Below are 3,936 nucleotides of genomic sequence, written 5' to 3'. Positions count from 1 at the left end.
CGCGCAGGGGATTTTTGCCGATTGCCTATCCTTACGGAAAGCCTTTAGCCAGCCGGGAAAAAAGACGCGGCAAGCAGTCGATTCCTTCTTTTTGGAGATAATTACGCGGAAAGCGGGCAACCTATTGTCTATTAAATTGCTTTGTAAAGGGGAATTTCATGGAGACGTTTAAAAGATTGCCGTTACATGTAGGAATTATTCCCGATGGCAACAGGCGATGGGCGGTGACAAACGGACTTCAGAAAAAGGACGGTTACGCCCAAGGCATTCAGCCGGGCTTTGCGCTCTATGAGCAGCTCTTGGAACTGGGCATCCGGGAGGCCACCTTTTACGGCTTCACCAAAGACAACAATCGGCGGGAAAAAGGCCAGCGGGACGCATTTACAAAGGCCTGCGTGGACGCCGTGCACCTTCTCAGCGGAAGAGACGCCAATCTGCTGGTCATCGGCAACACGGATTCCCCGGCTTTTCCGCCTGAGCTTCTGGAATACGCAAACCGGCGTGTTCACTTTGGCCGGGGCCTGATCAATTTGAACTTTCTGGTGAATTACGACTGGGAGTGGGACCTGAACCATCTTGCGGAGGACAAAACCCTGCGTTCCGCCGAAATTTCCCGGGTAGATCTTGTGGTGCGGTGGGGCGGGTGCAGACGCCTGAGCGGTTTTCTTCCCGCCCAGTCGGTCTACGCCGATTTTTATATTGTGGACGACTTCTGGCCGGACTTTCAGCCCGCTCATTTTCTGGACGCGCTTCGCTGGTATCAGTCCTGCGACGTGACCCGGGGCGGATGATGTTTTGCCCCAAGCTGTGAAGGGACGGGAAAGGGCCCTGCTTTCCCGCCCTTTTTCCGCGTCCGCTCTCTGTCATATTCCCGTCGCTGCAATCATACCCTGTTCGAGAGGTGATGGCTTTGCAGGATTGCGGTAGATACTTGGTGGATGCGCCATACCCGGAGGTGGGAAAGCTTGCCCACAACTTCGAATACGCCGCCCTTGTATCCGACGCTTTTGCCGGGGCAGGCTCCGAGGCCACGGCCCTGTCGCAGTATGTGGCCCATAACTTTTACACGCTGGAGCATCCCGAGCTTCATTTTGCATATGAGTGCATCGCCTCGGTAGAATTTCTCCATTTAAAACTGCTGGGCGGTTTGGTTTTGAAGCTGGGGCAGGCTCCGAAGTTTATGAGCTATGTGAGCAATGAATACTGGTCCGGGGAATCTCCTGTTTATGCTTATCAGATTCGCCCGATCCTTTTGGCAGACCTGGAGGGGGAAAAAGCCGCCATCGCCCACTATTTGCGGCTGATCCGCCAAATCGACTGCCCGGAGATGCAGGCTCTTTTTCGCAGAATCATTTTAGACGAGCGAAAGCATGTGGAGACTATCAATGCGTTTTTAAGGGCATTTAGCTGAGCATCCGTTCTACCTACAGATTCCAACCAGAACAGTGCCGTGTTTCGGCACTGTTCTGGTTTTTTAATTCCCCAGCGGATTAAATCAATTTGCAATTTGTGATAAAGTAAACCCAACACTTTTGGTGGAAAGACGGCGGCGAGAGCGTTCGCATGCGGCTTCCCTGCCAAATGGGAGGAGAGGTTCTATTGTCCGGATTCGACCGGTTCTTTTTAATGAATGCGGAGGACGCAGCACGCTATGCCGCCGAGGTTCTTCATCTTTTTGAGCCGGGAGAGACCCTGCGCTGCCGGGAGATTGGAGACGGGAACATCAACTACGTATTCCGTATCACGTCCGAGACAAGCGGGCGTTCCGTCATCATCAAGCAGGCGGACAAGCTGCTTCGCTCCTCCGGCCGCCCGCTGGACGTTCGCCGCAGCAAAATTGAGGCCCGGGCGTTGCAATTAGAGGGCGCGCTGGCCCCCGGCCTTGTACCCGAAATTTATCACTGCGACGAAACCATGGCGGTGATTGCCATGGAGGACATTTCTGACTACCGCAACCTCCGAAGCGAGCTGGCGGAAAATCGAATTTACCCCCATTTTGCCGAACAGCTTTCCTCTTTTCTTGCAGACACGCTTTTGCCCTCCACCGACCTCGTGCTGGACCGACGGGAGAAAAAAGAACGGATTTGCTTTTTTACCAATCCCGAGCTGTGCGAAATCACAGAGGATTTGGTGCTGACAGAACCGTATGACAACTATAAAAATCGGAATATTGTCAAACCGGGCAACGAAGCCTTTGTGGAAGAAGTTTTATATCGGGACGAAACGCTGAAAGCCGAGGTAGGCAAGCTCCGCTGCGCCTTTATGAACAATGCGCAGGCCCTGCTTCACGGGGATCTGCACACTGGATCCATTTTTACAAACGAGCAGGGCGTGAAAATTATTGACCCGGAGTTTGCCTTTTACGGACCCATGGGCTACGACATTGGAAACGTCACCGGGAACCTGTTCTTTTCCCGGGGAAACAAAGCTTTTACAGCGCCGGAAGACGCCCAAACCGCTGCCGCGCTGGACAGAATAATTTGCGAATTGTACGACAAGGCCCGGGAAAAGCTGTCTGTAAAATACGACGGGCTGGTGGAATTTTCGCTATACCGCAGCGGGCAATTCAAAAGCTTCTATCTGGACAGCGTGATGGCAGATGCGATTGGCTACGCGGGGACGGAGTTGATTCGCCGGGTGGTGGGGGATTCCAAAGTCTCGGAGCTTACCTCCGTGCAGAACCTTGCCCTTCGTGTCCCCTTGGAGCGAGCGCTTGTCAGGCTGGGGAGTTTTTTCATCAAAAACCGCGCGCGCATTTCCTCCGGCGCGGAGCTGACCGAGGCGTTCCGGCATATTCTGGCAGAAGGAGAATCGCTATGACGCGCTGCGATGAAACCATGCCGTTTTTACTGCGCTATGAAAACGTGGCGTGGTATGAGGACGGCAGGGTGCGGATTCTGGACCGTCGGGTTTACCCGGCGGAGGTCCGCTTTGTGGAATGTCTTACCTATCAGGAGGTCCGGCAGGCCGTGGCGGACATGGTGACCCAGAGCGCGGGGCCCTACACGGCGGTGGGCATGGGCATGGCTTTGGCGGCACACCAGTGCCGGGACATGGATTGCGACGGGCAATCCGCCTTTTTGAAGCAGGCCGCCGACGATTTGGCCCGCGCCCGCCCCACTACCGCCAATCGGTACGACATCATCACCAGCCGCTGTGCGGAGGTAGGCATTCAGGCATTGGAGGCCGGGAAGGACGCGGCGCACGCCATATTTATTTTCACGGTGGAGGCCCTGAACCGGCGGTATACCGTCATGCAGTTGGTGGGCGACGCCCTCGCGGAGCTGATTGCCCAAAACGGAACGATTCTGACCCAATGCTTCGGGGAGACAATTGTGGGAACGGTGATGCGTGCCGCCCTGCGGCAGGGGAAGACCTTTCGCGTCTTCTGCGCGGAGACGCGGCTTTATTTGCAGGGAGCACGGCTGACGGCGGGCTGCTTTGCGGAAATGGGCTTTGACACCACTGTGATCACGGACAACATGGCGGCCTACGTCATGGAGCGGGAGGGCATTGACCTGTTCACCTCGGCGGCGGACACCATTGCCCGGGACGGGCATATCGCCAACAAAATCGGAACCTTTCAACTGGCGATTCTTTCAAAGCATTTTGAGATTCCCTACTTTGTCACCGGCATTCCAGACGGGGACAAGCCCAGCGCAAAGGACATTGTGATCGAACTGCGAGACCCCGCACAGGTGCTTTCCTGCGGCGGGATTTCCCATGTCGCGCCGGGGGTCAAGGCCATTTATCCGTCTTTTGACGTGACACCGCCGGAGCTGATCTCTGGCATCGTGACGGATCGGGGCGTGTTTTCCCCGGATGGGCTGGAGCAGTATTTCGACGGGCCGGTGCGGGCTTTTTATTAAAGGAGTCCTGCTAACAAAAGTCAAGCCCCAAATCCAAGAAAATCCCGGGTAGAAAAATGAGCACAAT

Annotated in this window: 4 protein-coding genes; all 4 read left to right on the top strand. The window is 55.4% G+C overall.

Features of this window, described 5'->3' with window-relative positions; translation table 11 throughout:
- The first annotated feature begins 158 nt into the window (after positions 1-158).
- The 4 genes from B2W96_RS11165 to B2W96_RS11150 all read left to right on the top strand — a co-directional run bounded on the left by B2W96_RS11165 (position 159) and on the right by B2W96_RS11150 (position 3,869).
- A complete protein-coding gene (locus tag B2W96_RS11165) occupies positions 159-791 on the top strand; it encodes an undecaprenyl diphosphate synthase family protein (RefSeq protein WP_293010417.1) in 633 nt (210 codons plus the stop codon).
- Positions 792-904: 113 nt separating this feature from the next.
- A complete protein-coding gene (locus tag B2W96_RS11160) occupies positions 905-1,411 on the top strand; it encodes a hypothetical protein (protein ID WP_293010415.1) in 507 nt (168 codons plus the stop codon).
- Positions 1,412-1,599: 188 nt separating this feature from the next.
- A complete protein-coding gene (gene mtnK / locus B2W96_RS11155) occupies positions 1,600-2,820 on the top strand; it encodes an S-methyl-5-thioribose kinase (RefSeq protein WP_293010413.1) in 1,221 nt (406 codons plus the stop codon).
- Positions 2,817-3,869 (top strand): S-methyl-5-thioribose-1-phosphate isomerase, encoded by a 1,053-nt coding sequence (locus tag B2W96_RS11150; RefSeq protein WP_293010411.1) that lies wholly within the window; start codon positions 2,817-2,819, stop codon positions 3,867-3,869. The genes mtnK and B2W96_RS11150 overlap by 4 nt, the downstream gene beginning before the upstream one ends.
- Positions 3,870-3,936 lie beyond the last annotated feature (67 nt).

Source organism: Oscillibacter sp. UBA6647 (assembly GCA_002455655.1).
Classification (GTDB): domain Bacteria; phylum Bacillota; class Clostridia; order Oscillospirales; family Oscillospiraceae; genus Oscillibacter.
The sequence above is the reverse complement of the archived record's forward strand: the minus strand, read 5'-3'. Positions and strand labels throughout refer to the sequence as shown.